Below are 16028 nucleotides of genomic sequence, written 5' to 3' on the forward strand. Positions count from 1 at the left end.
CATCTTTCGCGCCCTCCTCAGCACGGATAGGGCCCGCACCGTTGAAATGGCCGGGTTGACTCGGTGCCTGCTGCCCTTGCAGTAAAAAAGTATCGGCGCAAGACCCTCCCGTGAACTTTTTGGTCCCCCCCCCCGACGTCGAAATAGTTCCGCCTCGATGGCTGGCCTGTCATTTCATCCTCACCATCACCCAATTTGTAGTAGGCAATCAGGTCCCTCTCACGACGGCTCTCAAAAGGATGCGCATGCACCTCCCCTTGCTCGTTTAAGGAGATTAACTCGACATGAACACGGCCCTGGCGGATACCCACTATTTTCTGTTCGTTCTGCTTCGCCAGCAGATTAGGCCGATACGCGACCTTTGCCCCTTGCTCTTCACGGCTTTTGTCGTCGCTCGCCTCCCCCAGGGTTCCCTCTGCCTGCCCATAAGACATCGTATAACTCCCATCATCCTGAATGACCACCAAATCTGAACGACCATCCCCATTCATATCATGCAGCTGTAATTGCGACGGATTAAAAACGCCTCCAAATCCCTGCACCGCCGCCTGCGTTTGATTCGCTAAACGTCTCAAGGGCTGTCCAGGCGTCCGGCTCCCCAATCGCGTCTCTAATTGACCGTCCCTGGTCACAGAAAGAATATCTCCCAGGCCGTCCCCATTGATATCCCCCGCAAGATGATGGAGATATTGAGCAGAATGAAGAGGGGCATCGGGATGAGATACCTCCTCGGGCATACCCAGCATCTTGCCGGCATCACCATAATGAACATACAGGCTGTTTTTCACAAACGACACCCAATCAGGATGCCCGTCTCCATTGACGTCCGTCAATACCGGCGCGGCCTGTGACAGCGCGGGTAATTTGACGCCTTTGATTTCCTTGAAAACAAAGTCTTCCGTGGGTTGCCCCAGCAAAATCTGGACAGCATCCCTGCTATTCAAGAAAAACATGATGTCGTCCAGACCATCCCCGTTGATGTCCCCCACCAGATGACGCACATGGTTTGCATAAAGCCCATGGTAAAAAGTGTTTTTCGTGTCCATTTTTTTGACGGGACCATAGGCACCGTTTTCATCTGCAAACAAGAAAAACAGCCCCTCTGGGCTGAAATAACCGATATCAGGACGGCCATCGCCGTTAAAATCCCCCAGCGCGCTCGGTGCGCGATGTCTGCCTTTCATCTCTAGAGACGCCGTCAACGATTGTGTGTTTTCGTCCACGAATCGACCCAGCGATTGACGATGCCCCGCCGACAGGGTCATCATGATATCGGCATCACTCCTGTCGTCTCTCGATGTCAGCGTAGGAGAATAGTATTCATAGTCACTGTCTTCGACCGTCATTTCTCCAGAAATGAGCAAATTCGACTTTAACCGGTTGAGTTTGTCTGACAGGGCCCGTTTCCCCTGGGTTATCTCATCGGGGTGCACGCGGTCTTCCTCCATGTCAGCATGATGCGCGACAATTTTTTTATAGCGTTGAGGGGTCAGTAATATCTGGCCCAGGCTGCCATACACCTTCTCTATCTGGCCATGGCTCAGTAATAACGTTTGGAATTGAGCTGTCTGTGCTTTCTGAGGCTCTGCCTGGGCATGGGCCAACATTTGATGGCGACTGGCCTGATTGGCGAGCTCGGGGGCTAAATATTCACCGCTAAAAAGACGCCAGCCACTATCGAGTTCTTCTAAAACGCTCAACTGAACCCATTTTTTCAATTCCTCTACTTGACGCACCGCCGAATAAATCATTCCCCCCAAGACCAATCCCCCTCCCATGATGAGCCCAGCCGGGCCCGCTAACAGCGACGCCTGGCCACCCACCGCAAAAGCAATCGCCATCCCTATATTTAACGTCGCTCCCGCAACGGAAAGCGCACCGTTCACAATCAAATCCTGACGCGCTTTTGGCTCGGCCGTGCTGGGCAGCTCACTGAAAGCGCGATAGGCCTGAACCATATCAAACCCACTGGATAATGCCCCTAATACGGGCCCCCCAAAACGCGCCACGTTCATTCCAACGCCCGATGAAATCCCATTTTGCACTAAACGTCTGCCGTATTGACCTAACCCAGATTGGGTCGCATCAATCCCGATATTCGAGCTGAAAGAGGCGATGGCCAAATGATGTTGAAAAATCAATTCTTCTTTTTGTGTTTCTGTTAGCCCCCCCTTGTTCAAGAGATCCCGATAGTCTTTTAAATCCCGCAACCCCCTCAGGTAACCGTACCCTTGCATCCCAAAACCGGCTCGAGCGCTCAATCGATTGAGACGCCCCCCCCGGCGGGAGCCAGCACGCTTTTCAACGACCCCCAAAGCGCCGGCGGGATGTCGAGGCTCGATGTCATCGGCGCCGGCGCCCCTCGTTGGACATGTTCATTAATCCGGTTGAGTTGCTCTAAAGCCACCATGGTCGACGCCTTATCGTCCCCCTCTAGCAGAGAGGGCGGGCTTTTGACGTCCAGCTGTTGTTTCAAAAAACGCACGGCCTGTTGGGTGCTCAGCTCACCGCCATCCGCATGATGCAAATAAAACGCCAGACGTTGCGCATCAAACCGCAGTTTTTGCACCCCATTTTCTTTTGTAAAATGCTCGGGAGAGAAGGGCTGGCCCTCGACCATGGCCCCCATCTGATGTAATGCCTTTCTGCTCAGGGAAATCTCCCCTGCGTCCGATGACCGGTCCAACGCCGGGGGCACATCCCCTAATCCCGTTTGTAATGACGCCACGGCAGACCTCGGTTCCACCAGAGAGTCCAGGGGCGGCTCCCAACTCGACAGCGTCTCCGGGGCCAACACCCCAGAGGCCCTGTCAGAAAAACGGGTTTTCTGTACGACTAATTCGCCTTCTGGCGTCCAGCTGAGCACCACTTTATCCGGCATCTCCTCACTGGCCGCTTCATTGACCACCGAGAGTTTTCTACCCTCGGCATTCACCGTCACAGGGAGCCGACGAGCGCCAATATCTATCTGCCATCCTGCCTGATGCTTGAGGGCTTTCCCAAAATGCCGGGCATAGCTCTTGTCTTCCACGCCGGCTGCCGCCAATGAACACCCCACCAGGCTGATGTATTTGGGTCGGGGATTGATACGAAACTGCTTTTTGAGTTGTGCATGCAACGCGATGAGTTGATTCGACAGTTGTTCGGCGCTGGCACCTCCAAAGGTGCCGGGATACCCCTCATTTGCTCCCTCACGACTATGCCCCACCACTTGCCAGCGTAAATCGCCACGAAGCAGATACGGGTTACCTTTCACCACCTCATATTCCCCGTCCTTCTTCAACTGGATGATGAGGCTTTTTTCGGCATGTTTGCCTGCCAGTCTTTTCGCCGCTTCGCTCACCACCCTGTCCTCTTCAAGCTCCACAATGATTTGTCCTGCAAAACGGGTCTCAGTATTTTTAATCATTCTGTTTGGCTCGGATAATCCAGGCTGGGTAATGTATAAATCGGATAAAAAATCGATGTAGGTAGATTGCAATTTATGGGTTTGGGTTTGGGTTTGGGTTTGGGTTTGGGTTTGGGTTTGGGTTTGGGTTTGGGTTTGGGTTTGGGTTTGGGTTTGGGTTTGGGTTTGGGTTTGAGTTTGAGTTTGAGTTTGAGTTTGAGTTTGAGTTTGAGTTTGAGTTGTATCAATATTGGCACTTAATGCTAATAAGGTAGGATTACCTTTATTTTCATTTTTCTCAACCTGAAACCCTTGGCGTTTTAAAAAAGTCTCTATTTCTTTTTGAAATTTATTGATTACGAGTACTTGAGCACCTCTTTTAATAGCCGGTATTACATCATCTTTAATTTTTTGATAAAATTCATTTTCATTTGTATATTTGTTATTGAGATAATCGCTTAATATGATTAAATCACCAGCACCGATATTCTTTCTTTTTAATAACGCCCAGCCATCTTCATTAAAAAATTCTGTGTCTTTTTTTGTATTTTTATGAATGTGATTAATAAACTTTATTTTTTGATGATTAATTATCGATGGAAATATGCGTGTTTTATTTTTTTGTTCAACAAAAATTGAAATCGGAAGATTAAACACATATGTATCTGGTGTATTAAGCTTTACATCAATGCTGGAATCATCTTTAAAATGAAATGAGTTTTGTGCAATATAATATAATGCCGCTGCATAGGCATTGAAATGTTTGGCTAGAATTGGATCCTGAGGTATATCCAAAATCAGTCTGCCATTATCGCTTACGGAAGAAGTTAACATAATTAAACTTTCTTCAAAGTAATATATTATATTCTCACGAAAAATTTTTTTTATAGTTTGGTTTATGTTTGAAGAATTTGATTCAATAAATAATTCGCTATTAAAGTTTAATCCATGTTTTTGGGCTATATTTAATATATCGTTTTTAATAACTTCAATATTTTTCAATACCTCATCGGGATAATTAATAATCGCTTTTTGAGTTAAGATCACAAAAGGATTAGTATCATTTATTATGATTTTTCCTTTAAATCCTAATAATCTTATCCAATTAGAATAGATCGCTGATCCAGACATAGGTTCTATTACGCGCTTGATAACGTGACCACTATCATTTTTACGATTAATGATATCTGCAATCAATTTACCATTCACATAAAATAGTTTTTTTACAGTGCTACCTGGCATTTTAAAAGAGGACAGGCCTTGTAAATTAAGCTTGATATTACCATATAGGTTTTCCCCTATTACTTTTTTGTATATTTCTTTTTTTCTTTCTTCAAGCGTTTTGCTGGAATCATTGATTGTTTTTTGCATGTAGCTCGAAAGCATATTATTGTTGTAATTTAAGGCTGTGATAGGATAATTTGGATTATTCGTACTTCTTGATTGATGATATACAGTGTTATTTCCATATTCAGATTTTTCTAAACCATATGATTTTGGTTCTGTTATATCAATAAAAAATGATGGCATTTGTCCTTTTTCTGTGACTTTCGGTATTTTTTGATTCATATCTGATAGATCTGTTTTTTCTAACTTTCTTTTTCTCGTGCTTTCTTTGGTTATTCTTTGTGTTGGAAGGATTGATGAAATAGAGAATTCAGGAGTGAGATTGACGGGGTTAACAATCGGGTTCTGACTGAGGGCTATGATTGGTATCATTAGGTCTTGTCTGCGTTGTAGGCACCCGATGCATAGAGAGGTTAAGAGGAGCTTCCTGCATAGGAGGATAAAGAGCGGGATCAGCAGAATTGACAGCCAGATTTCGACCCGAGTCGTTATTTATGTCATTTAATGATGTGAATTTGTTAGATAAAAAATTTTTTTTCCCATTTTCCATAGCTTAATTCCTTGTAATGAGCAAACTGGCGAGAAGCCCCGATCTGTGACGATGGTGTGAATATTGTATGCCGATGATGTTTTGAAATTCCGGACAGCTTTATAAACCGCTGATATATTAAGGGATAATCAATTAAGGTTGGTGGGCTTATACGCCTTTCGGTAATTAAAAGTATTGAGTGGGTTAATATATTGAAACCGTGTGGGGATGTGACGTTTATGTAACATATTTTGCTTTCCCTTTCAGTAAAATTTTAACTATTCCATAAGTTTTTTATCCTAACATAGCTATACATGACTTTAAAGACCATTTAATTAACAATCCATATTATCTGCCGCTTTATCATTTTGAATACACCCATTATCATCCTAATATTTCCATGATGCGATTGGAGAATTTTTTGACGCCACATTACCAAAAATCCTGCCATTTCTTAGAGATAGGATCAATGATCGTTTTTAAACGATAAAACCAGCACCTTCGGTTGAATAAGCATATCAATGGCGTAAACGTGATGGGCTACAAGACACCGCCCTATTTCTCATTGTTTGCAGACGAAGCTGGGCTGACCAGGCAGCCATCACATCATTACACTTTCTATCTTTATTTCACTTGCATTTTATTGGAAACTGACTTGACGCCTGAAACACCACGAGTCACCTTTATTGCCTGTTGAATTGCTTGAGGACTGCTAACAAAACCACTTAATTGCACTTTACCTTTAAAAGTTTCGACATTAATTTCCGTTGATTGCAAATTTTTTTCTGCTAACAAAGCCGCTTTGACTTTGGTGGTAATCACAGTGTCGTCCAAATATCCCCCCGTTCCTTCTGATTTTTTAGTAGGCACACAAGAAGAAACTGCAAAAGTTAATAAAATAACACTCAATAACAAAGTTAAAGTTTTAATCAGTTTCATAAAAAACGCTCCAATATTTTATTTTTTTCATCAACTAAAAAATTATTTTTTCTATCTATAACTAAAAGGAATATTAAGTATTAATTAAAAAATAGGATTATTCAAATTATTATTAATCATTTATTATATGATTTTAAATAAAAATACTCATTTTTTAATATGATTTTGAATCAAGAACAATAATAAAATGATTTCTCTATATGCATTATTTTTTATTTTTAAAAATAAAGATCTATTTTAAAAAATTTCATTCATTTTAGAGAATATAATTATTCTTTTTTAAAATTCGTTTGGTTTTCATCATGATAGAAAAAAAGACAAGTATCATTTATGATCTTCATAGCCATACCAGTGCATCTGATGGTTTATTAACACCCATGCAATTAGTGCATCGAGCCGTTACAATGGGGGTTCATATTCTGGCTATCACGGATCATGATACGACTTCAGGTTTAATGGCAGCAAAAAAAACCATCCAGGAACAGCAACTCCCAATTCAATTAATTGATGGTGTGGAAATTTCTACTTTATGGAGAAAATATGAAATACATATTGTGGGGCTGGGTATTGATATAAATCATCCTGTTATAAAAGCATTTTTAGACAAGCAATCAGAACGGCGTTATGAAAGAGCTCAAAAGATCAGTGCAGCGCTCGAAGAAATAAAGATCCCCAATGTTTGGAAAGGAGTTCAGGATTTAGCAGGCAAAGGGCTGGTGACTCGAGCCCATTTTGCTCGCTATTTACTGAATTTAGGTAAAGGCTCTAATATCAAGCAAATTTTTAAAAAATATTTGGTAGAAGGCAAACCAGGCTATGTCTTGCCTGAATGGGGCAGCATAAAAGAAGCGATAGAAATCATTAAAAAAGCAGAAGGATATGCTGTTTTAGCGCATCCTGCGCGTTATGGTTTTTCAAATCGATTATTAAAAGTGCTTCTGGCATATTTTGCGGATCAAGGCGGGGATGCCATGGAAGTCGCACAATGTCAGCAGGCAACGCATGAACGTACATTATTAGCGCAATATGCCAACGAATATCATTTATTAGCCTCTCAGGGATCAGATTTCCATCACCCCTGCTCCTGGATAGAATTAGGCCGTCATTTATGGTTGCCTGCAGGATCTGAGCCGATATGGGATCACTGGAATATCACAGTAAGTCAACCTTCAAAGATGATATAGGTAGATCATGAGTCAATTTTTTCACCTTCATCCTAAAAATCCTCAAATACGCTTAATCAATCAAAGTATTGATCTTCTCAAAAAAGGAAGTGTGATGGTTTATCCCACGGATTCTGGCTACGCTTTAGGCTGTCTCTTAGAAAAGAAATCCGCGCAGGAGCGTATTTGTCAAATTCGGGAAAGAACAAGCGATCATCACTTTACCCTGGTTTGCCGTGATTTATCTGAGATTGCGCTTTATGCTTACCTTGATAACAGTGCTTTTAGATTAATTAAAAACAACACGCCTGGGCGCTATACCTTTATATTAAAAGCAACGAAAGAAGTCCCCCGTCGTTTAATGAATGAAAAACGGAAAACCATTGGTTTAAGAGTGCCTTCTAATGATATTGCCTTAGCATTGCTAGATGCATTAAACGAACCGTTGATGTCAACGACGCTTATTTTACCTGGCGATGATTTTGCACAATTTGATCCAGAACAGATCAAACAAAAGTTAGGAAAAAAAGTCGATCTCATTATTGATGGAGGTTGTATCGCTGAGCAACCGACTACGATCATCGATCTTACAGATGGCAATCCGGTATTAGTTCGATCAGGAGGAGGGGATACAAGCCCTTTTTTATAATCTATACCAATTTAAGTCTATCTTCTTTTTTTATCACGACGCCTGTGAAGGCGACACAGAGGCTTTTTATGAGTGAAAAACTGCAAAAAATTTTAGCGCGGAGTGGATATGGCTCACGACGAGAAATCGAAGAAAAAATCCAACGAGGGCTTGTGAGTGTGAATGGTAAAATATCCACACTCGGTGATCGCGTTTCTGTTATGCCTTCCACCCAAATTCGCCTGGATGGGCGAATACTTCCTATTACAGAACCACAAAAAATACCCTGTCGTGTTTTAGCTTATTATAAAATTGAGGGTGAGATTTGCACAAGAAAAGATCCCAAAGGCCGGCCGACTGTTTTCGATCGTCTTCCCAAATTACATCATTCACGTTGGATAGGAATTGGGCGGTTAGATATCAATACGTCTGGTTTACTGTTATTCACTACGGATGGAGAGTTAGCGCATCGTTTGATGCATCCTAGCCAAGAAATAGAGCGTGAATATGCCTCACGCATTTTTGGACAGGTCAATGAGCCAAGCATCAAACAGCTCACCCAAGGCATTCAACTAGAAGATGGTATGGCTGCTTTTCGTCGCGTCACCTTTGGAGGAGGTGAAGGGTTGAATCATTGGTACAACGTCATTCTGACTGAAGGCCGAAATCGTGAAGTGCGCAGGCTCTGGGAAGCGATTGGCGTACAGGTCAGCCGTCTGATTCGAATACGATACGGTGATATAAAATTGCCAAAAGGGTTGCCTCGTGGCGGATGGAAAGAGATGGATATCAGTACTATTCATTATTTACGGGAGCTGGTGGGGTTAAAAAAAGACATCACCAATACACTGCTTATTGAAAAAAAAGAGCAGCGATTTTTTAAACCTCGTCAAATTCGTCGCGCTGTTAAACGACATGTGATGTCCTCTACACGGAGTTTTAAAAAGAAAAATTAGCCTGTAAGAAAACTGTAATGCCATGGGTCCGTGGGTTAATCTGAATCATTTGCGTCAGTCGAGAAGCTTAAGAAGAGCCACTCGGTGAACGATTATTTTGTGAACACATTTCCTTCGCAAAGACACTATATTGAAAACAAGTGAATCAGCTAGGCGGCACTGCGGTTTGATATCCCTTGCGTTTTTACAGTGCCAAAATGAATGGTTAAAATTTCCAGGTCATCCCTAAAGAGATATTCCAGGGGGATTATCTGTTCTCCCCCTTCCTGTATCCAGCCACAGCGCTCACATTCACTGACTGGCTCATATGATTAAGCGATTTAAAAATGATTCATTGATATATTCAAGCAAACAAGGAATCGATGTCACAATGAAGTTCTCTTCTTTTACTTTTAGCGTGAGCCTATGCGTGTTCAATGGGATGCTTAGGGGAGTAAGGGGGCAAATATTTAATCATGTGCCCCGCATTGACAAAGAAAGCGGTTTAAGATTTGTTTTCAATAAAATTATATAATCGGGAAATTATTCATTCTTTTCACCACTTAGCCCATGCATGTTTATTAAGGTTTAGACCTAATGAATTCAAAATTTATTAAACAAATTCAAAAACGTAGAACTCTAGCCATTATTTCCCATCCTGATGCAGGTAAAACCACTATCACAGAAAAAGTCTTGTTATTTGGACAAGCCATTCAAATTGCGGGCACGGTCAAAGGCCGAGGCTCGAATCAGTACGCAAAATCCGATTGGATGGAAATAGAAAAACAACGAGGCATTTCCATCACCACTTCGGTGATGCAGTTTCCTTATAAAGGATGCATGATTAACTTGCTGGATACCCCAGGCCATGCGGATTTTTCTGAAGACACTTATCGCACTTTAACAGCAGTAGACTGCTGTTTAATGGTGATTGATACCGCGAAAGGGGTAGAAGAACGGACTCGAAAGTTGATGGAAGTCACCCGGCTACGTCATACCCCCATTTTAACCTTCATGAATAAATTAGATCGTGATATTCGTGATCCCATAGATATTTTGGATGAAATAGAAAAAGAATTAAAAATTGCCTGTTCGCCTATTACTTGGCCTGTGGGATCGGGCCGATATTTTAAAGGTGTTTATCATTTGTATGAAGATAAAACCTATCTGTATCAAACAGGAAAAGGTCACACTATTCAAAAAATAAAGAGCATCGAGGGTTTAAATAATCCTGAGTTGGAAGTTGTCCTGGGAGAAGATGTTGCAACCCAATTACGACAGGAACTTGAGCTCATCAAAGGGGCATCTCATAAATTTGATCTAAACGCTTTTTTATCTGGTCAATTGACGCCTGTTTTTTTTGGCACTGCACTGGGCAATTTTGGGGTGGATCATATACTGGATGCTTTGGTGACATGGTCTCCATCGCCGACAGAGCGTGAAGCTGAGCAACGTAAGGTGTTTGCAGAAGAAGAAAAATTAACGGGATTTATCTTTAAAATACAGGCAAATATGGATCCGAAACATCGAGATCGCATCGCTTTTATGCGTATTGTTTCTGGATCTTATAAAAAGGGCATGAAATTATTTCAAGTGCGTACTCAAAAAGAGCTCATGGTCTCAGATGCACTCACTTTTATGGCAGGTGATCGCACACAGGCTGAAGACTCTTTTCCTGGTGATATTATTGGCTTGCATAACCACGGCACCATTCAAATTGGCGATACCTTCACGCAAGGTGAAACCCTAAAATTTACAGGCATTCCTCATTTCGCGCCTGAATTATTTCGTCAAATTCGCCTCAGCGATCCTCTTAAACAGAAACAGCTTTTAAAAGGCTTGATCCAACTGTCAGAAGAAGGGGCCGTACAAATTTTTCGGCCTCTTTCGAATAACAATATGATTTTAGGTGCTGTAGGAGCACTGCAATTTGATGTTGTCGTTTCGCGTTTAAAAAACGAATACCATGTTTCTGCAGTTTATGATGTGGTGAACATCTGCACAGTGTGTTGGGTCTCTTGCTATGAGAAGAAAGAATGGGCGGAATTTACAAAGAAAAACGAGAACAATTTAGCGTTAGATGGAGGTAATCATCTGAGCTATCTGGCGCCGACCTTAGTCAATCTTCGAATGGTTCAAGAACGTCATCCCAAAATCATTTTTAGAAAAATACGAGAACAGTGAAATGTAAAAATGACAAGAATAAAACAGGGGTTAAAAACTTTTACAGCCCGGGAAACAATAAACTCATCAGAATATTTGAAGCAAAGCCTATCCTGACGCAGCGTCATTTTTTGATAAACGATGTACCGCATCTACAAATATACGCACGTGCTCTGGGGGGGTGTCTTGATGAACGCCGTGGCCTAAATTAAAAATATGCCCCGTTCCTTTTCCAAAAGCCCCTAAAATAGAGGCGACTTCTTTTTCAATAATAGGTGCTGGGGCATACAAAACAGCGGGATCCATATTTCCTTGTAATGCAACCTTGTCTCCTACACGGTGACGGGCCTCTCCAATGTCGGTTGTCCAATCGAGTCCTATCGCATCACAACCCGTTTCTGCGATGGCTTCTAACCACTGTCCGCCGCCTTTAGTAAATAAGGTCACCGGTATTTTGCAACCTTCATTTTCCCGCGTTAGGCCCTCAATAATCTGATGCATGTAATTTAATGAAAAAATACGATAATTTTCTCCGCTTAATACCCCGCCCCAGGTATCGAATATCATAATAGATTGAACGCCTGCTTGAATTTGTGCATTCAGATAGAGGATCACAGTCTGAGTCAGTTTATTCAACAATAGATGCAAGGTGGCCGGTTCGGTATAAAGCATGGCCTTCAATCGACTGAAGATTTTGCTGCTCCCACCTTCGACCATATAGGTCGCTATTGTCCAAGGGCTGCCTGCAAATCCAATCAAAGGCACCGTGCCTGCCAATTCTTTTCGAACAGTGCGTGCTAAATCCATCACATATCGCAATTCTTTTTCTGGATCAGGAATAGGGAGTTTTTCTATGTCCGCTTTCATGCGAATAGGAAAATGAAACTTTGGGCCTTCGCCTGTTGTAAAATAAAGTCCCAATCCCATGGCATCGGGAATCGTCAAAATATCAGAAAATAAAATAGCCGCATCTAATGGGTAGCGACGTAAGGGCTGAAGGGTGACTTCACAAGCCAATTGTGTGTTTTTACACAGAGACATAAAATCGCCCGCTTGCGCTCGTATTTTTTTGTATTCAGGTAAATAGCGCCCAGCTTGACGCATCATCCAAACAGGCGTTATATCAACGGATTCTCGCAATAACGCCCGAATATAAGCGTCATTTTTTAAGATTTTCATCAAAAATCCTTAAATTTTTCTGTTACGAAGGTGGAAGCTTTTGAAAAATCAAGTAAGAGAGAGGATATCAGATAAGCTAAAGGCAGAGTTAAAACTCTGCCTTATAGTAGGATTTAAGTGTTGAGGATAAAGCCTAAATCACCTTGGCGGGTTTCTGCCTCATTTAGAACTGATAAACTATACCGGCACCAATCACATCTTTGGTATTAATCCCATTTTGCTTATTAAAATCATCATCCTTCTTTAACAGATTGATTTTATAATCGACATAAGTGGAGAAATTTTTGTTGAAATTGTAGTAAGAAGCAATTGAAATATATTTTAATAAATCTTTATTTGTGGTTTTTTCGTCTGAAACAATTAAACCTTTACCCTTGGATTGAACATAGGCCAAAGAAGGACGCAAACCAAAATCAAATTGATATTGAGCAACTAATTCAATATTTTGTGCTTTTTTAGCAATTTTTAAATCACTATCATTGCCATAAGGGGTCATATTTCTGGTTTCTGAGTACACCGCCGCCAAATAGATATTGTTTAAGTCGTACTTCGCACCGACATCCCAAGCTTGAGCCTGTCTACCTGGACTCAAATTCCTTTGTTGATTGGTTCGATTAGAAATAGAATATCCCGCACCAAAATCAATGCCATAGCCTACATCATAAGTAGAAGAAACCGCCCACCCATCGCCATTTTGTTGCAAAGTTTCCTTATCAGGAACATCTGATTTTCTTCTGCCATTTTCATTTTTACCTTGATACTGAATGGCAAAACTCAACCCATCTACCAAGCCAAAAAAGTCCTTGTTACGATAAGTCAGCAAACCAGTTGCCCGTTTATTCATGTAATTATCTGTGATAGCGAAGTTGTCACCAAAAACCGGTAAGACGTCCGTATATGAAGCAATGTCGTATAAAACGCCATAATTACGGCCGTAGTCAATGGATCCATATGCAGTCTCGATACCAACAAAAGCCAAACGTGTTTTATTCCGTTTGCTGCCTTGAGATTCAGTATCGCTGGCTGTGATTTCGTATTCCCATTGCCCATAAGCCTTGATGTCATGATTAATCTGAGTTTCACCTTTAAGGCCGAACTGAATGTAGGATTTATCTCCATCTTCTCCACCATATGAAGAAAATTGATGACGAGCATCGATCATACCGTATAAATTGAGTTTATTTCCCTCTTTATTGTAAATTTCTACGGCATTTACAGTACCGGACGCTAATAAAACAGGAATCATGACTGCAAGAAGATGACGTTTCATTTTTATTACCTCATTTAGTTTTATTTTAATACTTGCCATTGCGCACAATTACTTTTATCAAACAATTGCTAAAAACTGGGCCCCAGGGTCATTCATGCTTGAAGAATGCATCTGTTGCCGCCTTAATTTAGTTTAAAAACGAGACTAATTACAAACCATTTTATATCAAAAACACGTAAAAGTATAAAAAAATATTAATTTTAGGGAACTTTTTTTAGGGGGCTATAATATCGAGATATTAAAACAGTGATTTTATTTAAAAATGAATAAATTAATTTTATTAGGGCATTGCCGGCATGAAATGACGGATAGTGTTTGGGAAAGACATAGAGCCTTTTCTGCCAGGTAGGAAAGGCAAGTGGGGCGGGATAGCAAAGGTCGCTTATTTATTAATGCTAATGCCGTGTTCTGGATATTCAGAATCGGCGCTCCGTGGAGGGATCTGCCGCCGGATCACAGCGACTGGAAAAATACGCACCGCCGTTTTTGCCGTTTGAAAGACAAAGGTATATGGATATCGATTCTTTCAGAGCTGACTTTTAAAGAGATGGGAAGTGTTTAATGATGGATGCGACGTACATAAAGATTCATCTCCATGGTACAGAAACAGTGGGCGATAACGATGGAATGGGCGTGAAAAAAGGCAAGTTAAACCTGATTTTCGATGCACACGGAATGCCACTCAGAGGGTCTTTAACAGCGGGTACGGTGGCGGATTGTAAAGCGGCTACCTCTCTGCTCAAGGATTTAAGAGGAGATTATTGACTGTCAGAACGGGTTTATGACAGTTATGCCATCATTGAGCAAGCGAAGGAGCAGGGAATGCAATCTGTGATAACCCGAGAAAACATAGAAAATTCCCTCGAAAGTTTGATAAGGCGCTCTATAAAAATAGCCATGTTTTCGCAAAAATTAAAGAATAGCGAGGAATTGCAACCCTATATGCTAAAAGAGCCTACTCCTTTTTCCATAATTAATATAAAAAATTTTATTCAACATAAATATCAATATAACGATTGACTTTTTTATTAAATAGAAAGATTTCAGCTATCGGATATATAACGGCAGTTTTTTAATAAAAAATCAACATATTAGAATGAAAAAGTCACAATAAATCACAATTGAGTCATCATGTTATTATTTATCTTTGTCTTTTTTAGAATTTAAATCACAATTTCTCTGCTGTTTCGATATTGATCTATATATTCGCCGATGGGTGGCCCCATAATTTTTGCGCACAATCTTTATTTTTTTCATCACTATGCAACCTGGCCGATCAGCTTCCGTTTCTTCAATCGCCTCCAACATTTAACGTTAATGGTATCGCTCATTTCATCCCTGTTTTTTCTTGCTGAAGCCGCCACTTCCCATCATGAATATCTTGCCACTGCATTCGTTCGATATCTCCGAGTCTTTGACCTGTAAGTAAGGCTAAATTCATTCCTGATTTGATACAAGCTGAGCGTTGCTGTCATTTTTTTGTAAATTGTTCCATCCATTCTGTCATCGAGAGCGCCTTCACTTCGTTGATTCTGTCGTTCAGGCTCACAGGGGCGTCACAAATCTGCCGATTGGCGGAAATGGCTTCATTGATGGCCATTCGCTTTTCCTTTCCTAATCCATATTCTTTCCCCGTCCGTGGGTCTCGGTAGCAGTAGTAGCCCTGATGACGAACATGCAGATGAGGAGAGAGGTCCCGGCCGTTTTTCCTGTTCGGGCCCTGTATTTTCTCCATTAAGGTTTTTTATGCATGAATAAGGTCGATGCCAAGGTATTGTCGGTTTGATGTGCCGCCGCTTCCAATAAAGCGTTCATTGCAGAGCAAACCAAATGCCGTGACGCCATGAGTGGTCAACATGAAATCCGTGACTCATCTCCAAAACGAATCAAGCCAGGTTATTGAGGTCGTTGCCGTTGAATACTTCCGGGGATTGAGGTTGGTGTTCTGGCACTCCGACTTCTTTATCGAGAATATCTAAACACCATTTTCGAAATTCTTTGGCGACAGGCGTGTTGGCAAACATCGCTATCAAATGCGCCCCACACAGGGAGAAAATTCTTACCGTTTTTTCACACAAGCTGTTGTGTATTCCGTTGAACGTCAAATTGACGGTGTGTTCTGGCTTAATGAATTCAGCCAGTAAATTAATCCCGAAAGCGTTACTGAACAAAGGAAGTACAAGAAAATGTCTCAGCCAACATTTAAACCAGAATTGAAACGCGAAGTAGCCCATCTGGTTATCGAACAAAATTACCCGTTTCGTCAAGGCAGTGAAGCCATGGGTGTGAGTATCAGCGCCCTCCGTGATGGGGTGAAGCGGGCAATGAGCGAAAAAAGAGGACAAACTATTTCCCAGGGTAAAACAATGACAGCAGACCAACAACGGATTCAAGAGCTGGAAGCCAGACTCCGCAAGGTTGAACGGGAGAAAGATATCCTCAAAAAGGCTTCAGCTCTCTTAATGTCAGACTTTTACAATCGATAAG

The 16028-nt window shown here is 41.6% G+C and carries 11 protein-coding genes and 2 pseudogenes; 6 read left to right on the forward strand and 7 right to left on the reverse strand.

Annotated features, from left to right (window positions below; genetic code table 11):
* Positions 1–17: 17 nt before the first annotated feature.
* The 3 genes from HDEF_RS10170 to HDEF_RS10185 all read right to left on the reverse strand — a co-directional run bounded on the left by HDEF_RS10170 (position 18) and on the right by HDEF_RS10185 (position 6203).
* Positions 18–2261, reverse strand: coding sequence for an FG-GAP repeat domain-containing protein (locus HDEF_RS10170; RefSeq protein WP_044612407.1), 2244 nt, complete (start codon positions 2259–2261; stop codon positions 18–20).
* Complete coding sequence (locus HDEF_RS12795) at positions 2258–5107, reverse strand: C80 family cysteine peptidase (RefSeq protein WP_015874532.1); 2850 nt, start codon at positions 5105–5107, stop codon at positions 2258–2260. Before HDEF_RS12795 ends, HDEF_RS10170 begins: the two co-directional genes overlap by 4 nt.
* Positions 5108–5888: 781 nt before the next feature.
* Entirely contained in the window at positions 5889–6203 is a 315-nt protein-coding gene (locus HDEF_RS10185) for a BON domain-containing protein (protein ID WP_015874533.1), read from the reverse strand.
* A 302-nt stretch (positions 6204–6505) separates the two neighbouring features.
* Between HDEF_RS10185 and rnm the strand changes: the two genes are divergently transcribed.
* The 4 genes from rnm to prfC all read left to right on the forward strand — a co-directional run bounded on the left by rnm (position 6506) and on the right by prfC (position 11113).
* The gene (gene rnm / locus HDEF_RS10190; RefSeq protein ID WP_015874534.1) at positions 6506–7387 is read left to right on the forward strand and encodes an RNase RNM; all 882 of its coding nucleotides are present in this window, start codon (positions 6506–6508) and stop codon (positions 7385–7387) included.
* Between the two features lie 7 nt (positions 7388–7394).
* Positions 7395–8015, forward strand: coding sequence for an L-threonylcarbamoyladenylate synthase (locus tag HDEF_RS10195; protein WP_015874535.1), 621 nt, complete (start codon positions 7395–7397; stop codon positions 8013–8015).
* A 68-nt stretch (positions 8016–8083) separates the two neighbouring features.
* Entirely contained in the window at positions 8084–8950 is an 867-nt protein-coding gene (gene rluB, locus HDEF_RS10200) for a 23S rRNA pseudouridine(2605) synthase RluB (RefSeq protein WP_015874536.1), read from the forward strand.
* A 576-nt stretch (positions 8951–9526) separates the two neighbouring features.
* Positions 9527–11113, forward strand: coding sequence for a peptide chain release factor 3 (gene prfC, locus HDEF_RS10205; RefSeq protein ID WP_015874537.1), 1587 nt, complete (start codon positions 9527–9529; stop codon positions 11111–11113).
* 87 nt (positions 11114–11200) lie between these two features.
* On the opposite strand, the gene hemE is transcribed toward prfC, so the two are convergent.
* Entirely contained in the window at positions 11201–12271 is a 1071-nt protein-coding gene (gene hemE, locus HDEF_RS10210) for a uroporphyrinogen decarboxylase (RefSeq protein WP_015874538.1), read from the reverse strand.
* Between the two features lie 163 nt (positions 12272–12434).
* Positions 12435–13541, reverse strand: coding sequence for a porin (locus tag HDEF_RS10215; protein ID WP_015874539.1), 1107 nt, complete (start codon positions 13539–13541; stop codon positions 12435–12437).
* Between the two features lie 262 nt (positions 13542–13803).
* On the opposite strand from HDEF_RS10215, the pseudogene HDEF_RS13850 reads away from it, so the two are divergent.
* A pseudogene (locus HDEF_RS13850) lies at positions 13804–14461 on the forward strand (IS5 family transposase); the annotation flags it as partial.
* A 551-nt stretch (positions 14462–15012) separates the two neighbouring features.
* Here the strand turns inward: HDEF_RS13850 and HDEF_RS12670 are convergent.
* The gene (locus tag HDEF_RS12670; protein WP_015873964.1) at positions 15013–15276 is read right to left on the reverse strand and encodes a phage integrase Arm DNA-binding domain-containing protein; all 264 of its coding nucleotides are present in this window, start codon (positions 15274–15276) and stop codon (positions 15013–15015) included.
* Between the two features lie 217 nt (positions 15277–15493).
* Positions 15494–15610: pseudogene (locus HDEF_RS13935) on the reverse strand (BRO-N domain-containing protein); the annotation flags it as partial.
* 117 nt (positions 15611–15727) lie between these two features.
* On the opposite strand from HDEF_RS13935, the gene HDEF_RS10235 reads away from it, so the two are divergent.
* Positions 15728–16027, forward strand: a complete 300-nt coding sequence (locus tag HDEF_RS10235; RefSeq protein ID WP_015873611.1) for an IS3 family transposase — start codon at positions 15728–15730, stop codon at positions 16025–16027.
* Position 16028: the final 1 nt, after the last annotated feature.

This window comes from Candidatus Hamiltonella defensa 5AT (Acyrthosiphon pisum) (assembly GCF_000021705.1).
GTDB lineage: Bacteria > Pseudomonadota > Gammaproteobacteria > Enterobacterales > Enterobacteriaceae > Hamiltonella > Hamiltonella defendens.